Source organism: Caproiciproducens lactatisolvens (assembly GCF_052443335.1).
Lineage (GTDB): Bacteria > Bacillota > Clostridia > Oscillospirales > Acutalibacteraceae > Caproiciproducens.
Genome location: NZ_CP195750.1, coordinates 1,670,126 through 1,686,747, shown reverse-complemented (window position 1 = coordinate 1,686,747; position 16,622 = coordinate 1,670,126). Strand labels below are relative to the sequence as shown.

Genomic DNA, 16,622 nt, shown 5'->3' with positions numbered 1-16,622 from the left:
GTAAGAAAATGGAACAACAGTATCTTCCAAAGCATCTGGGGATCATTATGGACGGAAATGGCCGGTGGGCTAAAAAACGCGGACTCCCGCGTTCCGCCGGCCATACCGTAGGAGCGGCTGTCTTCAAGACAATCACGCGCTACTGCAGTTCGATTGGAATTGAGTATCTTACGGTATATGCTTTTTCAACGGAGAACTGGCGGCGTCCAAAAGAGGAAATCGGGGCTTTAATGAAGCTGTTCAAGCAGTATCTTGAAGATGCTCTGCGTGACTTTTTAAATGAGAACATAAAAGTACGTTTTATCGGGGATGTGTCGGCTTTTCCGCCGGAGCTGCAGAAACTGATTCGTGAAACGGAGAAGGTTTCGGAAAAGCGCACCGGTATGGTCCTGAACATTGCCATGAATTACGGCGGGCGTGCGGAAATCGTACACGCGGCCAGAATGCTTGCCGAGGATGTGCAAAAGGGAAGGCTGTCCCCTGAACAGATCAGTGAAGCTGCCGTTGCCGAACGGCTCTATACCGGCGGACAACCCGACCCGGATCTGATTATCCGGCCGAGCGGGGAAAGCCGTATCTCGAATTTTTTACTGTGGCAGTCGGCTTACGCCGAATACGTTGTAATGGATATTTTGTGGCCTGACTTTAAGCCAAGGGATTTAGATCGCGCATTAAACGAATACGCGAGCCGCAACAGGCGCTTTGGAGGGGTTTAATTGAGAGAAAGGGTTGCTTCAGGAGTATCTCTTGTCCTTTTTTTGGCCGCGATTGTAGTATTTAACAGCACCGTTCCGGCAGCTTTGAACATTGCGATTGCTTTGATTTCAGTTTTGGCTGTTTTTGAAATTATTTCCGCTTTGGGATTGTCCAAAAATTTTGTCCTGCTTATCCCAAGCCTGATCTTTTCCGCGGTAATTCCGCTGATACAGGTTGATATGCTGCAGCAGGCTGCCTATTTTCTTTACACGGTCGTCATATTCGGGGCATTGATTCTGTACCATAAGGTGATCACCTTCCGCGAGGTGGGCGTCATCTACAGTATGTCGCTGATGATTCCGACGGCCCTTGAAACCTTGATCAGCTTGCGCAATCTTGGCGGGAGGCACGGCATGTTTTATGTGATTATTGCAATTTTTTCTGCCTGGATAGCGGATACCGGGGCGTTTTTTGCCGGCAGCCTTTGGGGAAAACATAAATTGTGTCCGGATATCAGCCCGAAAAAGACGGTGGAGGGCGTTATCGGCGGCTTTGTTCTGAATATTGTCGCCATGATCGTTTTCGGATATATTTTCCACGCGGTTTACTATGCTTACAGCGTCGAAATATCGTACCTGACGCTGGTGGTCATCGGATTTTTCGGAACGATTATGTCCATTCTGGGCGACCTCAGCTTTTCGCTCATCAAGCGCAGCTGCCATATCAAGGACTTTGGGGAAATCATTCCGGGGCACGGCGGGATTCTGGACCGCTTTGACAGCGTGATTTTTGAAGCGCCGTTTGTGTATTTGCTTGTCCAGTTTATGCCGCTTGTCTTTCAATAAATATGTGCTCAGATGCAATAAAACTGCAAAATGGTGAATAATAATGAGAAGATGTCTTTCAATTCTTGGTTCGACCGGCTCCATCGGTACGCAAGCGCTTGATGTTGTACGCGGTTTGAACGTAAAGGTATGCGCTTTGGCAGCCAATGCCAATACGGCGCTTTTAGAGGAACAGATCAGGGAATTTAAACCCGAGTTGGCTGCGGTGTTTGATGAGTCCGCGGCGAAAAAACTGAAAATTGCCGTGGCGGACACTCCCGTACGGGTTGTGACCGGCATGGACGGTCTGTGCGAGGCCGCGGCGATGGAAAACGCCGATTTGGTCCTGAATTCCGTCGTGGGCATGGTTGGGCTGGTGCCCACCCTGACCGCGATCAAAGCGGGAAAGGACGTGGCGCTCGCCAACAAGGAAACGCTGGTCGCCGGGGGCTCCCTTGTGATGGAGGCGGCCAAAAAGAATTCGGTAAAAATCCTTCCGGTGGACAGCGAGCATTCGGCCGTATTTCAATGTTTGCAGGGCTGCCCGGAGAAAAAAGCGCTCAAGTGCATCATCCTTACGGCTTCCGGCGGGCCGTTTTTCGGGAAAAACAGGGATCAGCTGATTCATGTAACGCCGCAGCAGGCGCTCAGGCATCCGAACTGGAATATGGGCGCCAAGGTTACGATCGACTCCGCTACCATGATGAATAAAGGGTTGGAAATTATAGAAGCGTCCTGGCTGTTCGATATGCCGGCCTCCAAAATTTCCGTGGTCGTCCATCGGGAAAGCGTCGTTCATTCCATGATTGAATATGAAGATAATTCCGTCATTGCGCAGCTGGGACTGCCGGATATGAGAATTCCCATTCAGTATGCAATTACCTGGCCGCAGAGGCTTCCTTCGCCGGTTGGGCAGCTGAGTTTGACGGATTACGGTAAATTGACCTTTTTTGAGCCCGATTTCCAGACTTTCTCCTGTCTTGACGCGTGCAAGAAAGCAATTGAGCGCGGCGGGCTTGCCCCCGCGGCGGCAAACGGGGCAAATGAGGTCGCGGTAAAGCTGTTTTTAGACGGCAGGATTTCTTTTCTCCGGATTGGGGAACTGGTCCGCCGTGCGATGGAAAATCAGCCGGATGTTCAAACGGTTTCGTCTGTTGACGATATTTTGAATGCCGACCGCAATGCGCGGGATTATGTTTTCGGCGCGGTCGGCTGACGATGAGGTGATCATGATTACAAAAGCAATATTGGTGATTATAGCGATTCTTCTTTTCAGCTTTATTATTTTTATCCACGAATTCGGACATTTTTTCACGGCGAAGCTTTCCGGAGTTCGTGTCAATGAATTTGCCATCGGCATGGGGCCGAAGCTGTTTCATTTTACAAGGGGGGAAACGGAGTATTCCCTGCGCGCGTTTCCGGTCGGCGGCTTCTGCGCGATGGAAGGCGAAGATGAGGACAGCCCGGACGACCGTGCCTTTAACAACAGGCCGATTTGGAAACGGATGCTGGTGGTTGTGATGGGCGCCGTGATGAATATTATCTTGGGTCTCGTCATTATGATGATTCTTTTAGGCCAGCAGCCTGCGTTTTCTTCGACGACCATCTCGAAATTTACCGATCAGTCGGCCCTGCAGGCGGCCGGGTTTCAGGTTGGCGATGTTTTTAAAAGCATCAACGGCTATAAAATAAACGGGGACCGCGATTTGAGCTTTGCTCTCGCCATGGCGGACCCGATGAAAACGGATATTCAGGTTTCCCGCGGCGGAAAGCTGCTGAACTTTGATGATATACGGTTTAACACAAAGGAATCGGACGGGAAGCAAATCCTTGCCCTTGACTTTTATGTGCAGCCGATTGAAAAAAATCCCGGTACTCTGATTGTCAAATCCGCACAGGACACGGTTTCCACCGTGCGAATGGTCTGGTACAGTCTGGTCGGGCTTGTCACGGGAAAATTCGGGTTCAATGATGTCGCGGGCCCCGTCGGCGCGGCGAACGCCATCGGGCAGGCGGCCTCGATCGGTCTGCAGCAGAATTTTATCGCCGCCCTGAACAATATTTTGATGATGATGATGGTCATTACCGTCAACCTTGGCGTCGTGAATCTGCTTCCGCTGCCGGCGCTGGACGGTGGCAGGCTGCTGTTCCTGATCGTGGAAGCGATTTTCCGCAAGCCAATCAACCCGAAATACGAGGGCTGGGTAAACACGGCCGGCTTCTGCCTGCTGATGGGTCTGATGGTGATTATTACTTTCAACGATATTATCAGGCTGATTACTGGCAAGGGGTTGGGTTGATCATGCGAAAATCAAGGACGGTTCATGCCGGGAAGGTGACGATTGGCGGCGGTTCCAAAATATCCGTGCAATCCATGCTCAACATTCCTTCCACGGATATCGACGGCAGTGTCCGTCAGGCGGTGGAACTGGAGCAGGCCGGGTGCGATATCATCCGTGCCGCGATTCCGAGCAGGGACGCCATTCCGCTGATTCCGGCGATCAAAAACGCCGTACAGGTTCCGCTCGTCGCGGATATTCATTTTGACTATCACCTGGCGCTGGAAGCGGTGGAGGCGGGAGTTGACAAAATCAGGATCAATCCCGGCAATATCGGCTCCGACGACCATGTCAAGGCGGTGGCGGACGCATGCCGCCGAAAAAATATCCCCATCCGGATCGGAGTGAATTCCGGTTCGCTGGAAAAGGAAATCCTGGAAAAATACGGCGGTCCAACGCCGCAGGCGCTTGTGGAAAGCGCGCTGTATCACGCTTCGCTGCTGGAAAAATATGATTTTCACGATATTGTCCTATCGATTAAATCCTCCGATGTGAACAAAATGATCCAGGCCTATGAGCTGGCGGCGCAAAGCTGCGACTATCCGCTGCATCTGGGTGTAACGGAGGCCGGGACCGAGCGGATGGGCCTGATCAAATCCGCGATCGGAATCGGTTCTCTTCTGCAGCGCGGGATAGGGGATACCATCCGTGTTTCCCTGACGGCCGACCCGGTAAAGGAGGTCGCCGCCGGTTTTGATATTTTGCGGGCGCTTGATCTGAACACGGAGGGAATCCAATTCGTTTCCTGCCCGACCTGCGGCAGAACGCGGATCGACCTGATCCGCCTTGCGAACGAGGCTGAACAGCGCCTTGCGGGATGCAAAAAAAATCTGAAGGTCGCCGTTATGGGCTGTGCGGTGAACGGCCCCGGAGAAGCCCGCGAGGCCGATATCGGCATTGCCGGAGGAGACGGGGTGGGCCTTCTGTTCAAGAAGGGCCGGATTATCCGCAAGGTTCCGGAGGATCAGCTTTTGGACTGCTTAATGCAGGAGATAGATCAGATGTAAAGGACGGAATTCCATTGAAAACTTTTGGTGAATTTTTTGGTGCATACATAGAAGCTTCACGATTGCCGTCTCCCGTGTGCAACGGAAGCATTTCTTCATTACAAATCGATACAAATAACAGAATCATTACTGCTGACGTGGCGTTTCCATCTTTGGTGGAGCGCCGCGTGCTTTATGATGTGGAAAAGCAAATTTCCGCCTGTAAAGAACTGAACCTTGCCAAAGCCTGCATCTTTCCATCCTTCCCGTCAGAGACCTTCAGCGTTGACTATTACCCCAGTCTGGTGATGGAACTGAAGCGCCGGGAAGCCAGTATCAACGGGACCCTGACGGATTCCTCCGCAAGGGTCGAAAACGGAAAGCTGATCATCTCTCTGACGCACGGCGGAAGGGATTTGCTGGTTTCGCGTCATATTGACCGCCTGATTTCCAGGCTGATTCACGAGGAATTCGGCATCAGCCTGACGGTGGAATTCGACGGACTTCTGACGGTAGACAGCGAGAATCCGGTCTATATTGAAAAGAAAAAGAAGCGGCAGGAAACGCTGAAACGCGAAGCGGTTGTGGAGCAGGTGGAAGCCTACGAAACAAATCTCAATCATGTAAAAGCGCCCAGGACAATTCAGGTGCGCTCGGGCGAAACACTGCTCCCCTGCATGATACCGGAAACTGCCCGCGAACTGTACGGGCACGCGACGAAAGCAAAGCCGGTTCCGATTAATAAGGTAACTCCGGATATTGGGAGCGTAACGATTTGGGGCGAGATTTTTCAGATTGAAGAAAAGATTACAAGGGATCAGCAGAGAAAAATCATCACGATCAATATCACGGACTATACCAGTTCCATGACGCTGAAAATTATTGAGATGGTTTCCCAGTGCAAGGCGTTGGACACGCTGTCGAAGGGCATGTCGGTCATCGCCCGCGGCGATGTGGAATACGATAAATACGACCATGAAATCGTCCTGCGCGCCAAAAGCATCAGCACGGTCCAACAGCTGAAAGTGACGGATAAAGCCGATGTCAAGCGGGTGGAACTGCATTTACATACCAATATGTCCAGCATGGACGGCGTGAATTCCGCCGGAGACCTGATCAAGCGTGCCGCTCAGTGGGGGCAGAGCGCCATTGCCATTACTGACCACGGTGTGGCTCAGGCTTTTCCGGACGCTATGAACGCGGTGAACGACCTGAAAAAGAAAGATATCCATATCAAGGTCATTTATGGGGTGGAAGCCTATTTTGTCAATGATCTTGTACAGGCTGTCAAAGGGGAATCCTCTAAAACGCTGGATGACGAATTTATCTCATTCGATATCGAAACTACGGGCCTGAGCCCGAACAAGGACAAAATTACCGAAATCGGTGCGGTCAGGATCAAAAACGGCGAGATTATAGAAAGCTTCGATACCTTCGTCAATCCGCAAATCCCGATTCCGGCGAAAATAACAGAGCTGACCGGGATTACGGACTCCATGGTAAAAGACGCGCCGCTGGAAAAGGAAGCCATTCAGGCGTTTTATGATTTCTGCGGCAAAGACGCCGTTCTGATCGCCCACAACGCCGAGTTCGACACCTCGTTTATCCGGATTGCGGCGCAGCGCAGCGGAATGGATTTTTCCTACCCGTACATCGATACCGTTCCTATGTGCCGCTCCATGCTGAAGGATATCAAGAACTGCAAGCTGGACACGGTCGCCAAATACTTAAAGCTCGACCCGTTCAACCATCACCGCGCAAGCGACGACGCAACGGTACTGGGCAAGATCTTTATGGCGCTGTTAACGCGTCTGAAGGAAGACACCGGCGCGCAGTCGGTGATGGATATCAACTCCTCTCTGGCCGGCGGAGACCCTAAAAAAATGAAATCCTACCATCAGATCATTCTGGTCAAAAATAAAACGGGTCTGAAAAATCTGTACAAGCTGATTTCCAAGTCCCATCTGGACTACTTTTACAGAAACCCGCGTATCCCCAAAAGCGAACTGATCAAACACAGGGAAGGTCTGATTGTCGGCAGTGCATGTGAAGCTGGAGAACTTTACAGAGCGGTTTTCAACGCGCAGCCGTGGGAAACTCTGTGTGAAATTGCGGGTTTCTACGATTATCTTGAAATTCAGCCGATTGGGAACAATCTTTTTATGGTCCGCGAGGGCCTTGTCCCCGACGAGGAAAAGCTGAGGGAATTCAACCGTACGATCGTAAAGCTCGGAGAGCATCTCCATAAGCCGGTGGTCGCGACGTGCGACGTTCACTTTATGGACCCGAAGGACGGCGATTACCGCAGAATCCTGATGGCCGGTCAGGGATACAAGGATACCGACGAGCAGGCTCCGCTCTACATGCGCACCACCGCGGAAATGCTGGCGGAATTCGCTTATCTCGGTAAGGAAAAAGCGTATGAAGTCGTGGTGAAAAATACAAACCTGATCGCGGAGATGACGGAGGAAATCCGCCCGATTCCCGAGGGAACCTATCCGCCCTTTATCGAGGGTGCCGAGGAACAGCTGACCAGTATCACATGGACAAGGGCGAAAGAGGTCTACGGTGACCCGCTGCCGGATATCGTGAAAAAGCGTCTCGACCGTGAGCTGGGTTCCATCACGAAGCACGGCTTCTCCATCCTTTATATGACCGCGCAGAAGCTGGTCGCGGACTCGGAAGCACACGGTTATCTGGTTGGCTCCCGTGGTTCCGTCGGGTCCTCGTTTGTGGCGAATATGTCCGGTATTTCCGAGGTAAACCCGCTGGAGCCGCATTATGTCTGCCCCAACTGCAAGCACAGCGAATTCATCACCGACGGCAGCTATGGCAGCGGATTCGACCTGCCGCCGAAAAATTGCCCTGTCTGCGGCACGGAGTATAACCGCGACGGGCATACGATTCCGTTTGAGACCTTCCTGGGCTTCGACGGCGACAAGACGCCGGATATCGACCTGAACTTTTCCGGCGAGTACCAGACCAGCGCACACCGCTACACAGAAACGCTGTTCGGCAAGGACAACGTCTTTAAGGCCGGAACCATCGCAACCGTAGCGGATAAAACCGCAATCGGCTTCGTGAAGAAATACGCGGAGGAGAAGGGGATGGTGATGCACCGCGCGGAGGAACAGCGTCTGGCGATCGGCTGCACGGGAATCAAGCGCACGACCGGCCAACATCCGGGCGGCATGGTCGTCGTGCCGAAGGGCATGGAGATTTATGATTTCTGCCCGGTGCAGCATCCGGCGAACGATCAGAAATCGGATAATATCACCACCCATTTCGACTTCCATTCCATCCATGATACCATCTGCAAGCTGGACGAGCTCGGGCATGATGTTCCTTCCATTTACCGTTATCTGGAAGATTACACCGGCATTCCGGTTATGAAGGTTTCCATGAGCGACCCGGAGGTCATGTCGCTGTTTACCTCCACAGAGGCGCTGCACGTCAAGCCGGAGGATATCGATTCCCAGACCGGCACGTTTTCCCTGCCGGAAGTCGGCACCAGCTTTGTACGGCAAATGCTGATCGATTCCCAGCCCAAAACCTTTTCCGATCTTTTGCAGGTTTCCGGTCTTTCACACGGTACGGATGTCTGGCTCGGCAACGCGCAGGACCTGATTAAAAACAAGACCTGCACCATCGCGGAGGTAATCGGAACCAGAGACAGCATTATGACTTACCTGCTGCACAAAGGGCTGGAGCCGAAAATGGCGTTTAAAATTATGGAGATCACCCGTAAGGGCAAGGCCTCCAAGCTTTTGACGGAAGAGCATATTCAGGCCATGAAGGAGCATAATGTACCGCAGTGGTATATTGATTCCTGTATGAAGATCAAGTACATGTTCCCGAAAGCGCACGCGGCGGCATATATGATTTCAACCCTGCGTCTCGGGTGGTACAAGGTACATAGGCCGGTCGAGTACTACGCCGCTTATTTTACCGTACGCGGAGAGGACTTTGACGGCGCCACTGTCATGAAGGGCAGGGAAGCCGTCCGGAGACGCATGAATGAAATCAGCATGAAGGGCAAGGAAGCAAGCGCGAAGGAAGAGGCCGCCTATGCTACTTTCCAGATCATCAACGAAATGCTTGCCCGGGGAATCGAGGTTCTTCCGGTCGACCTTTATCAATCCGACGCGAAAAAATATCTGGTCGAAAATGGAAAAATCAGGCTGCCGTTTTCCTCTCTGTCGGGTGTGGGGGAAGCCGCGGCAAACAGTCTGGCGGCCGCAAAGGAAAAGGGGCCTTATATTTCTGTCGACGATCTTCAGACCCGCTCCAAGGTTTCCAAATCCGTTATTGAAACGCTTGCGGAGGCCGGTGCCCTTGCCGGATTGCCGCAAAGCAGCCAGATGACATTATTTGGTTGACAAAGAACGGTTTACTATGCTATTATATTACCATACTAAAGCATTCAACTGAAAGTCTACAGGTGTATTGGATGAAAAAATATAACAAAGTCACTCCGGAGGGGACGAAAGACCTTCTTTTTGAAGAATGCCTGGTGCGCAGGGATGTGGAGAAAACCCTGAGGGATGTCTTTTCTTCCAGGGGCTTCAATGAAGTGGTTACTCCCGGTTTGGAGTTCTATGATGTGTTTGACCCGAATTTTTCCGGAATCGGGCAGGAGGTCATGTATAAAATGTCCGACCGCCGCGGAAGACTGACTGTTATGCGGCCGGATTCCACCATGCCGATCGCGCGTCTGGCCGCGACCAGACTGCAGGCCTTACCGAAGCCGATCAGGCTTTTTTACACACAGCCCATCTACCGCAACAATCCGGCCCTGACGGGCCGCAGCGACGAAACGGCCCAGACCGGGATTGAGCTTCTCGGCGCGGACGGAATGCGCGCGGACCTTGAAGTGATCATGACGGCAATCGAGGCGCTGGGAAAGTGTGTCCCTGATTTTCGGTTTGAACTGGGTCACGCCGGACTTTTCCGCGCATTGGCCGAGCAGCTGCCTATTTCCGACGACCTGCGCGAGGATATCCGCAGCGCCATTGAATCGAAAAATTACGCGTCGCTGAACAGAATCCTTGACGGTTTGGAGCAATCCCGGCCGGTAACGGCGATGCGCACGCTTCCGCGCCTTTTCGGCGGGGAAGAGGTGTTTGCGCATGCGGAGCCGTTTTGTTCCGACGAAAAGTCCGGAGGAATGCTAAAATATCTGCACGAGCTTTACCGCTCCTTGAGCCGCCGCGGCCTTGGCGATAAAATGATTGTCGATTTGGGTCTGGTACAGCGCAACGATTATTACACCAATATCGTTTTCAGCGCTTATGTAGAAAACTGCGGCGACGCGGTCCTTCTGGGCGGAAGATACGACAATCTTCTCGGTTACTTTGACTTTCCGATGCCGGCTATCGGGTTCGCGATCAACGTGGACGCGATTTCCAAGATCATGCTGGAACACGGTACGCTCTATTCCGTTATGCCGGCGGACGTTCTGGTTCACGGAGAGACCGGTTTTGAAATGGAGGCCCTGAACTATGCTTCCACACTGATTGAAAAGGGTCTGAAATGCGAAAACAGTATCTTTGAGACAAAAGAGAAAGCGCTGGAATATGCGAAAACGCGCGGAATCAGGCGCGTGGACTGTATCGGAGACCGTATTGAGACCATAAATCTGACATAGGGTTGGGAAAAAATGAAACCACTTAGAATCGCCCTTACGAAGGGCAGGCTTGAAAATGATACCGTTGCCTTATTTGAGAAAATCGGCTTTGACTGTTCCGCCGTAAGAAATAAAGGGCGCAAACTGATTCTGCCGGTTTGCGGGAACCGGTTTGAGGTGGTTCTTGCCAAAGCCGCCGATGTCATCACCTATGTGGAGCACGGCGCCTGTGACCTGGGAGTCGTGGGAAAAGATACGATTCTGGAGCATGGAAGCGGCTTTTATGAAGTGCTGGACCTTGGCTTCGGCAGATGCAAATTTGCCCTTGCCGGTCCGAAGAACCGGGATTTTTTCAGCGGATATTCCTCGAAAACCATTGCTACGAAGTACCCGAATGTCGCGAGAAATTATTTTGAAAGCAAAGGAATGGACGTCAGGATCATAAAAATTGAGGGGTCCGTCGAGCTGGCGCCGCTTTTGGGCCTTTCCGACGCGATCGTAGACATTGTTGAAACGGGTTCTACCCTAAAAGAAAACGGGCTCGAAGTGATTGAAAGCATCTGTGATATTTCCGCGAGGCTGATTGTCAACGCGGTAAGCCTGAAAATCCGAAAAACGGAAATAGAGAGCCTTGTGGAAGAGATGGACCGGGCAAAGGAGGGAACAGCGTGATACAGTTTGTGAAAAAGGGCGGTAGCCGCGATTTTATCAGTCGGCTGAAACAAAGGAATGAAGAAACTGACCGGGCGGTGGAATCGGCGGTTTCGGAAATTATTGAAAATGTACGCCGTCACGGCGACGACGCGGTTCGCGAATACACCCTGAAATTTGACGGCAGCCAGCCCGAAAAACCAGAGATTTCCGCCGCGGAAATGAAGGATCTTATCAACCGATGTGAACCGGATTTTTTGTCCGCTCTCGCCAGGGCCGCGGAGAACATCAGGGACTTTCATTCCCGGCAGAAACAGCAGAGCTGGTTTCAAACCGATGAGAGCGGAGTAATGATGGGACAGCGCATTCGCGGCCTGTCAAAAGTCGGTATCTATGTGCCGGGCGGAACGGCGGCTTATCCTTCTTCCGTCCTGATGAATGCGATTCCCGCCAAAATTGCCGGAGTAAAAGAAATCATCATGGTGACCCCTCCAGGAAAGGACGGAAAACCCAATCCGGATATTCTGGCGGCGGCGCTGACCGCCGGGGTCGGCCGCGTCTTTCTGGCCGGCGGGGCGCAGGCGGTCGCGGCGCTTGCATTCGGGACCGAAACCATCCCCAAGGTCGATAAAATTGTCGGCCCGGGAAATATTTATGTAGCCACCGCCAAAAAGCAGCTTTACGGCACCGTCGATATCGATATGATCGCCGGCCCGAGCGAAATCCTGATTATCGCGGACGAAACGGCGCATCCGGAATTTCTGGCGGCGGACCTGATGTCGCAGGCCGAACACGACGTGCTTGCCTCCGCTATTCTGCTGACGACTTCGGAGAAAATCGCGGAGCAGACGGTTGCCCAGATTGACCGGCAGCTGCCAAAGCTGTCGCGCAGGGAAATCATTTCCAAATCACTGGACCGTTTTGGCGGGGTGGTGGTATGCGAAAGCATGGAGGAAGCCGTTTCCTTTGCCAACGAGCTGGCGCCGGAGCACCTTGAGGTTTGCGCCGCAAACCCGATGGAATATATCGGAAAAATCGACAACGCCGGTTCCGTTTTTCTCGGCAACTATTCGCCGGAGCCGCTTGGCGACTATTTCGCGGGACCGAACCATGTTTTGCCCACCAGTGGGACCGCGCGCTTTTTCTCCCCGCTTTCGGTGGACAGTTTTATCAAGAAATCCAGCTTTATCTATTATACGGAAGGCGCGCTGAAATCGGCGCAGAAGGATATTATTCAGCTCGCAGAGGCCGAGGGCCTGACTGCTCACGCGAATTCGATTAAAGTGAGGCGCTGAAATGGCTTACCAGTTAAATGAAAAAATCAGGGATCTGCGCCCGTATGACCCGATTACAGGCCACTATCCGATTCGTCTGGATGCCAACGAGTCCTTTCTTCCCATTCCAAACCGGATTGCATTGAAAATCATGGAATCTGCAGCGTTTACCGCTTATAACCGGTACCCGGATCCGTTGGCGTCGGAGCTTTGCGAAAGCTTTGCAAAGTTTTATCAGGTCAATCCCGCCCATGTCACGGCCGGAAACGGTTCCGATGAACTGATATCCGTTATCTGCGGCGCTTTTTTAATGAAGGGCGATGCGATGCTGACGGTGTCCCCGGATTTTTCCATGTATCGCTTTTACGCCTCCATTGTGGAAGCGAAAAGCATTGTCTACGCCAAAAATCCCGATCTGACCATCGACGTGGATAAGGTAATTGAATTGGCCAATGCAAACGATGTCAGGCTGATTCTTTTTTCCAATCCTTGCAATCCCACTTCGCTTGGGCTGCGAAAAGGGGAAGTCCGGCGGCTGATAACATCGGTAAAGGCTCTGGTGGTGCTTGACGAAGCCTATATGGACTTTTGGGACCAGTCCCTGCTGGACGAGGTGGAGCAATACGACAATCTCATGATTCTGAGAACCTGCTCCAAAGCGTTTGGCATGGCCGCCATCCGGCTCGGGTTTGCCGTAGCAAATCCGACACTGACAAATGCGCTGAAAGCGGTCAAATCGCCCTATAACGTGAACTCCCTCACTCAGAAAATCGGTTCCCATATTTTAAAGGAACCCGATCTAATCCGTTCCGGTATCAACGACATCGTTGCTTCCCGGAATATGCTCTATTCGGAAATGATGCGCATAGAAAAGAACAACAGCGAAAAAATGCATGTGTATCCCACCGCAACAAATTTTGTATTCCTTCAGATTGCCCAAGCGGAGGAAATTTATCTCGCCTTATTAAAATCAGGGATTGCCGTCCGCTTTATGGGCGATTTTCTGCGGGTGACGGCAGGTACGATGGAAGAAAACAAAGAGTTTATCAAAGTTTTTGAAACAGTGATTCAATAACAAAGGGAGGCGGAAAAATGAGAACGTCGGTACAAAAACGCAAAACCAAGGAAACGGATATTGCTGTTTCGCTTTCACTTGACGGCGGCGAAGTGAGCATTTCAACCGGAATCGGTTTTTTTGACCATATGCTCAATGCCTTTGCCGTACACGGAGGCTTTGGACTCACCATGGAGGCGGTCGGCGATTTGGAGATCGACGGTCATCACACGGTTGAGGATGTCGGCATCGTTTTGGGAAAAGCCTTTGCAGAGGCCCTTGGCGACAAATCGGGGATCGCCCGTTTCGGCACCTTTTTTGTGCCCATGGACGAAGCGCTTGCCTTTGCCTCTGTCGATATCAGCGGAAGGCCGTACCTTGTTTTTCAGGCGGAGTTCGAGCAGGAACGGGTGGGGGAATTCGATACCTGCCTGACGGAAGATTTTATGCGCGCCTTCGCGGTCAACGCCGGAATCACGCTCCACACCCGTATTGAATATGGCAAAAATGCGCACCATGAGATCGAGGGAATGTTCAAGGCCGTTGCCCACGCCATGCGGCTGGCGGCTACAAGAACTTCCTCGGGGGTGCTTTCAACAAAGGGATCTTTGTAATTTCATCAATAGGAGACGGCTATGGTTATTTTGCCCGCAATCGATATTAAGGACGGCGAATGCGTACGTCTGGTAAAGGGCGATTACAGCACGGCGCATAAAGTGGCGCAGGATGCAGTGTCCACCGCCAGGGTTTTTGAGTCTGCGGGAGCAAGCTGGCTGCATATTGTCGATCTGAACGGCGCAAAAGCGGCTCATCCCGTAAATTCGGAAATCGTTTTCAAGGTACTGCAGAATTCCGGGCTGAAAATAGAAATCGGCGGCGGAATCAGAAGCATGGAAACGATCAATTTTTATCTTTCCAATGGCGTGTCGAGAGTCATTTTAGGTTCTTCGGCCCTGAACGATCCCCATCTTGTCAAGGAATCTGTTCAGGGCTATGGCGAGCGCATTGCGGTGGGAATCGACGCTTTAAACGGCAAGGTTGCCGCGCAGGGCTGGACGGAAACCTCAACGGTGGATTATCTTGAGCTTGCCAAAAGAATGGAGCAGCACGGTATAAAGTATATTATCTTTACAGATATTTCCCGGGACGGCACTTTGACCGGTCCGAATCTGGAAATGCTGGACCGGCTGAATCATGCGGTGTCCTGTAATATTATTGCAAGCGGCGGTATCAGCAGCCTTGCGGATATCGCGGATTTACTGGATTTGAAGCTGTATGGGGCAATCTGTGGGAAAGCCCTGTACACCGGTGCGCTCGATTTGAAAGCAACGATTGCGCTTTGCGGGGAGGAAAAAACAAATGGAATGTATTGATGGAAAGGATAACCCCTTTATAGATCGCTTTTTTCAAAAATCCGATTTGCTTCCGGCGATCGTTCAGGAATACGGAACAAACGAAGTTTTGATGCTGGCCTATATGAATCGGGAGTCCATGAGAAAAACGCTTGAGACAGGATATACTTGGTTTTACAGCCGTTCCCGCCGGGAGCTTTGGAATAAAGGCGCGACCTCCGGACATTTGCAGAAGGTTGTGAGCGTCCACGGCGACTGTGATGACGACACCCTTCTGGTCGTCGTCAAACAGATGGGCGCTGCCTGTCACACGGGCGCACACAGCTGCTTTTTTAATGAAATCTGGAGGGATAACGATGCTTGATACTTGGCAGGAGCTTTACAGTACCATACAGAGCAGAAAAGAAACCCGTGCGGAAGGGTCCTATACCTGTTACCTGTTTGACAAGGGCCTTGATAAGATCCTGAAAAAATGCGGGGAAGAGTGCAGCGAGGTGATGATCGCCGCCAAAAACGGAGACAATGCCGAAACCGTCCTTGAACTATCGGATCTGCTGTATCATCTGACTGTGTTAATGGTCAACGAAGGAATCTCCCTGGAAGACATCCAGGCCGAGCTGGAAAGGCGCAGTGAAAAAACAGGGAACCTGAAAACCTTTCATCAGGTAGATAAAAACAGCTGAAAAGAGCCGGCGCGCACGCGCCGGCTCTTTTCAGCACAGGCAGCCGGTCAGGCCGCGCTTGCCCCCGCGGAACGTTTTCCCGGCGCGCGGCGAGTTTTGTATCTTACCATAAGGGGATCACGCCCAGCTGTAAAAATCTTTTAAGAACCAGATATCCTTTGCCTCATATTCCGAACCGTTCAGATAATTCAAAATTCCCGCGTCCGTGTCAAAGGTGAATTTCAGCTTGTAGGAATAAAGGGCCTGATAGGAAAATCCGGTTTGCTTATTGATCGCGTTCGTGCCGTATTTTCCATCCCCGGCGAGCGGGTGGCCGACGGAAGCAAGGTGCGCGCGGATTTGGTGGGTGCGTCCGGTCAGAAGCTCCACCTCCAGCAGGCTGAAGCTTCCGCGTTCTTCAAGCACCCGGTAGCGCGTTTTGATCGATTTGGTGTCCGCGGTGGGCCTGTGGGAAATATAGACGCGGTTCTGGCTTTCGTTTTTTTGGAGAAAGCCTTCCAGCACCGCTGTTTTCGGATCCATTTTTCCATGGACAATGCAGAGATACAGCTTCTGCATTTCGCGCTTTTTTACTTTTTCATTCATGATGCGGAGGGTTTCCGCGTTCTTCGCCGCCATTACGATGCCGCCGGTATTCCGGTCAATCCGGTTGATCAGGGCCGGGGCGAACGAATTTTCGTTTTCGGGGCGGTATTCCCCTTTCTCATATAAATAATGCTGAACGCGGGCAATCAGGGAATCAAAATGATAATTTTCGTCCGGGTGTACGATCAATCCCGGCTTTTTGTCTAAAATCATGATATTTTCGTCTTCATAAATCACCGTGAGCTTGTTCGGCGCTTTCAGAAAGTCGTATTCCTTTTGCTCCTGCTGAAAAAATTCATCTTTTAAATACAGGGTGAGAACGTCGCCCTCGTTCAGGCGGGTGGAAATTTCGCACCGCTTCCCGTTCAGCTTGATATCTTTTTTACGGATGCTTTTATACATCATGGACTGGGGGAGGTTGCTGAAGGATTTGGTGAGAAACTTGTCCAGCCTCTGTCCGGCGTCGTTTGCGCCTACGGTTATTTCTTTCATATGGAAAGACTCCTAACTTGATACATTTTCAGTGCTTCCGTCTTTCCAGATTATATCACG

The 16,622-nt window shown here is 51.7% G+C and carries 15 protein-coding genes; 14 read left to right on the top strand and 1 reads right to left on the bottom strand.

Annotated elements, in window-relative coordinates:
* Nucleotides 1–8 precede the first annotated feature (8 nt).
* From ACRQV7_RS08310 to hisE, 14 genes are all read left to right on the top strand, one after another.
* Entirely contained in the window at nt 9–716 is a 708-nt protein-coding gene (locus ACRQV7_RS08310) for an isoprenyl transferase (protein ID WP_275715934.1), read from the top strand.
* Nucleotides 717–1,541, top strand: coding sequence for a phosphatidate cytidylyltransferase (locus ACRQV7_RS08305; protein ID WP_275715932.1), 825 nt, complete (start codon nt 717–719; stop codon nt 1,539–1,541).
* A gap of 43 nt (nt 1,542–1,584) precedes the next feature.
* A complete protein-coding gene (locus ACRQV7_RS08300) occupies nt 1,585–2,736 on the top strand; it encodes a 1-deoxy-D-xylulose-5-phosphate reductoisomerase (RefSeq protein ID WP_275715930.1) in 1,152 nt (383 codons plus the stop codon).
* Nucleotides 2,737–2,749: 13 nt separating this feature from the next.
* A complete protein-coding gene (locus ACRQV7_RS08295; RefSeq protein WP_275715928.1) occupies nt 2,750–3,820 on the top strand; it encodes a M50 family metallopeptidase in 1,071 nt (356 codons plus the stop codon).
* A gap of 2 nt (nt 3,821–3,822) precedes the next feature.
* On the top strand, nt 3,823–4,866 hold the full coding sequence (gene ispG / locus ACRQV7_RS08290) for a flavodoxin-dependent (E)-4-hydroxy-3-methylbut-2-enyl-diphosphate synthase (protein WP_442868003.1): 1,044 nt from the start codon (nt 3,823–3,825) through the stop codon (nt 4,864–4,866).
* 62 nt (nt 4,867–4,928) lie between these two features.
* On the top strand, nt 4,929–9,224 hold the full coding sequence (locus ACRQV7_RS08285; RefSeq protein ID WP_444657789.1) for a PolC-type DNA polymerase III: 4,296 nt from the start codon (nt 4,929–4,931) through the stop codon (nt 9,222–9,224).
* 71 nt (nt 9,225–9,295) lie between these two features.
* Nucleotides 9,296–10,492: an ATP phosphoribosyltransferase regulatory subunit gene (hisZ, locus tag ACRQV7_RS08280; RefSeq protein ID WP_444657788.1), complete on the top strand. Its 1,197-nt coding sequence runs from the start codon at nt 9,296–9,298 to the stop codon at nt 10,490–10,492.
* 12 nt (nt 10,493–10,504) lie between these two features.
* Nucleotides 10,505–11,143, top strand: coding sequence for an ATP phosphoribosyltransferase (gene hisG, locus ACRQV7_RS08275; RefSeq protein WP_444657787.1), 639 nt, complete (start codon nt 10,505–10,507; stop codon nt 11,141–11,143).
* Complete coding sequence (gene hisD / locus ACRQV7_RS08270; protein WP_444657786.1) at nt 11,140–12,417, top strand: histidinol dehydrogenase; 1,278 nt, start codon at nt 11,140–11,142, stop codon at nt 12,415–12,417. The genes hisG and hisD overlap by 4 nt, the downstream gene beginning before the upstream one ends.
* Before the next feature lies 1 nt (nt 12,418).
* Nucleotides 12,419–13,471, top strand: a complete 1,053-nt coding sequence (gene hisC, locus ACRQV7_RS08265; RefSeq protein WP_444657785.1) for a histidinol-phosphate transaminase — start codon at nt 12,419–12,421, stop codon at nt 13,469–13,471.
* 17 nt (nt 13,472–13,488) lie between these two features.
* Nucleotides 13,489–14,064 (top strand): imidazoleglycerol-phosphate dehydratase HisB, encoded by a 576-nt coding sequence (gene hisB, locus ACRQV7_RS08260; RefSeq protein WP_444657784.1) that lies wholly within the window; start codon nt 13,489–13,491, stop codon nt 14,062–14,064.
* 21 nt (nt 14,065–14,085) lie between these two features.
* Entirely contained in the window at nt 14,086–14,823 is a 738-nt protein-coding gene (gene hisA / locus ACRQV7_RS08255) for a 1-(5-phosphoribosyl)-5-[(5-phosphoribosylamino)methylideneamino]imidazole-4-carboxamide isomerase (protein WP_444657783.1), read from the top strand.
* Nucleotides 14,810–15,166: a phosphoribosyl-AMP cyclohydrolase gene (gene hisI / locus ACRQV7_RS08250; protein ID WP_444657782.1), complete on the top strand. Its 357-nt coding sequence runs from the start codon at nt 14,810–14,812 to the stop codon at nt 15,164–15,166. The genes hisA and hisI overlap by 14 nt, the downstream gene beginning before the upstream one ends.
* Complete coding sequence (hisE, locus tag ACRQV7_RS08245) at nt 15,159–15,485, top strand: phosphoribosyl-ATP diphosphatase (RefSeq protein ID WP_444657781.1); 327 nt, start codon at nt 15,159–15,161, stop codon at nt 15,483–15,485. Before hisI ends, hisE begins: the two co-directional genes overlap by 8 nt.
* 117 nt (nt 15,486–15,602) lie before the next feature.
* On the opposite strand, the gene ACRQV7_RS08240 is transcribed toward hisE, so the two are convergent.
* Nucleotides 15,603–16,562, bottom strand: coding sequence for an RluA family pseudouridine synthase (locus ACRQV7_RS08240; RefSeq protein WP_444657780.1), 960 nt, complete (start codon nt 16,560–16,562; stop codon nt 15,603–15,605).
* Nucleotides 16,563–16,622: the final 60 nt, after the last annotated feature.